The 2,608-nt window shown below is 70.1% G+C and carries 3 protein-coding genes; all 3 read left to right on the top strand.

What is annotated here, in order from left to right; all coding sequences use genetic code 11:
• Positions 1–157: 157 nt before the first annotated feature.
• The gene (locus A7B20_RS21040) at positions 158–889 is read left to right on the top strand and encodes an ABC transporter permease (protein ID WP_157937759.1); all 732 of its coding nucleotides are present in this window, start codon (positions 158–160) and stop codon (positions 887–889) included.
• 4 nt (positions 890–893) lie between these two features.
• The gene (locus A7B20_RS21035) at positions 894–1,712 is read left to right on the top strand and encodes an ABC transporter permease (protein WP_102110529.1); all 819 of its coding nucleotides are present in this window, start codon (positions 894–896) and stop codon (positions 1,710–1,712) included.
• Positions 1,709–2,608, top strand: a 900-nt coding sequence (locus A7B20_RS21030) for an ATP-binding cassette domain-containing protein (protein ID WP_157937758.1), incomplete at its 3' end; no start/stop codon positions are given. The genes A7B20_RS21035 and A7B20_RS21030, both read left to right, overlap by 4 nt.

Raw genomic sequence — 2,608 nt, 5'->3', positions numbered from 1 at the left:
AGCGCCGCAGTGCGGAGAACCGCCATGCGTCATGATCCCGCCAGCGCCGCCATCGTCATCATGCTCCGCAGCCTGAAGCTGCACGGCATGGCGTCGTGCCGAAGGCACGCCTCCGGCGTGACCCGTCGTGGTGCAGTACGCCCGCTGGATGGGCGGCATGCTTTCGGGGGACTTCGGCGCCTCGCTGATCTTCAAGTCCGAGATCGCGCCGCTGCTGCTGGGCAAGATGACCGCCAGCGCCTTCCTCGTCGTCATGTCGATGACCTTCGCGCTGGTCTGCGCGATCCCGCTCGGGGTCTGGGCGGCGGTCCACCGCGACCGCTGGCAGGACACGGCCTCTTCCACCACCTCGCTGCTCGGGGTCAGCCTGCCGGACTTCTTCTGGGGGATCGTGATGATCCTCGTCTTCGCCCGCTGGCTCGGCTGGCTGCCGTCCTCGGGTTTCGTCGAGCCCTCCGACAGCTTCTTCGGAGCGCTGCGCCACGCGCTGCTGCCCTCGCTCGCCCTCGGCCTCGGGCTGATGGCGCACCTGACGCGGATGACCCGCTCGGCCATGACCGGCATCCTGGAACAGGAGTTCATTCGCGTCGCCCGCGCCAAGGGCCTGTCCGAACGTACCGTGATCTGGCGCTATGCGCTGGCCAACGCCATCGGGCCGGTCATCACGATCGCCGGGCTCCAGATCGGCTACCTGTTCGGCTCGATCATCGTGGTCGAAAGCCTGTTCGGCTACACGGGAATGGGCTGGCTGACCTACCAGGCGCTGCTGAACCGCGACCTGCCGCTGATCCAGGCCTCGGTCTTCGTGATCGCCGCGGTGGTGATGCTGACCAACCTGATCGTCGATCTCCTCTACCGCGCGGTCGATCCGCGCATCCGGCTGGGATAGGGCGATGCGGCGCTTTCTCACCACCAAGGGGCTGATCGGCCTCGTCCTCGTCTCCACCGTCGTGCTCGTCGCGATCCTCGCGCCGCTGGTCATCCCGCCGGAGTTCGCCACGAAGATGGACATGCGCGCCCGCCTGTCGCCGCCCACCTTCGCCCACCCCCTCGGCACCGACCAGCTGGGCCGAGACCTGATGTACCGCGTGCTGCTCGGCGCGCAGACCTCGCTCGGCATCGCCGCCGCTGCCGTGGGAATGAGCCTCGTCCTCGGCCTGCCGCTCGGCCTCGTCTCGGGCTACTACGGCGGCCGCATCGACAACGTGCTGATGCGCCTCGTCGATGCGCTGCTGTCCTTCCCGGCGCTGCTGCTGGCGCTGACGATCAGCGCTGTGCTGGGGCCCAACCTCCAGAACACGATCATCGCCATCGGCATCGCCTTCACCCCCTTCCTCGCCCGGATCATCCGCGGCGAGGCCCTGCGCGTCGCCGCCATGCCCTATGTCGAGGCGGCGCGGGCGGGCGGCACCCGCGACCTGCCGATGATGCTGCGGCACATCCTGCCCAACATCATGCCCGCGATGATCGTGCAGGCGACGATCAGCCTCGCCTTCGCCATCCTCGCCGAGGCGGGGCTGTCCTTTCTCGGCCTCGGCACCCAGCCGCCCTCGGCCTCGTGGGGGCTGATGATCCAGGCCAGCCGCGACTATCTCGACCGCGGCCCGTGGACGGCGCTGGTGCCGGGCTTCGCCGTGGCGATCACGGTGCTCGGGCTCAACATGCTGGGCGACGTGCTGCGCGACGTGCTGGATCCGAGGGCCCGCAAATGACAGCGCCTCCCCCGATCGTCAGCGTGAGGAACCTGCGCGTCGACTTCGACAGCGGCGGCAGGACCGTCACCGGGGTCGAGGACGTGGGCTTCTCCATTGCCCCCGGCGAAACCGTCTGCGTCGTCGGCGAATCCGGCTCGGGCAAGTCGGTCACGTCGCTGTCGATCATGCGCCTGGTCGAGTTCGGCGGCGGCCGCATCGCCGACGGCACGATCCGCTTCCGGCGCGCCGACGGCAGCGAGCTGGACGTCACAGCCGCCGACGACGCGACCATGCAGGCGATCCGCGGCGGCGAGATCGGCATGGTGTTCCAGGAGCCGATGACCTCGCTCAACCCGGTCTTCACCATCGGCCGGCAACTGGCCGACGGGCTGATGCTGCACCGTGGCCTCTCCGAGGAAGCGGCGCTGGCCCGCGCGCTGGACCTGCTGCGCGAGGTGCGCATCCCCGAGCCCGAGCAGCGGCTGCGGCAGTACCCCCACGAGCTCTCCGGCGGGATGCGCCAGCGGGTGGTGATCGCCATGGCCATGGCCTGCCGTCCGCGCCTCCTGATCGCGGACGAACCGACAACCGCCCTCGACGTCACCATCCAGGCCGAGATCCTGGCCCTGATCGACCGGCTGAAGCGCGAGACCGGCATGGCGGTGCTGTTCATCACCCACGACATGGCGGTGGTCGCGCAGATGGCCGACCGCGTGGCGGTGATGTACCGCGGCCGGATCGTGGAGGAAGGGCCTGTCGCCGAGATCTTCGAGCACCCCCGGCAGGACTACACCCGCAACCTGCTGGCCGCGGTGCCCCGCCTCGGCGAGATGACGGGCAAGCCGGCGCCCGAGCCCATGGCGGTGGTGGGCGGCGCGCCCCGCCGCCCGGCGCAGGCCCGGCAGGACGCGCCG

The sequence above is a fragment of the Oceaniglobus roseus genome (assembly GCF_002869745.1).
Lineage (GTDB): Bacteria > Pseudomonadota > Alphaproteobacteria > Rhodobacterales > Rhodobacteraceae > Oceaniglobus > Oceaniglobus roseus.
The sequence above is the reverse complement of the archived record's forward strand: the minus strand, read 5'-3'. Positions and strand labels throughout refer to the sequence as shown.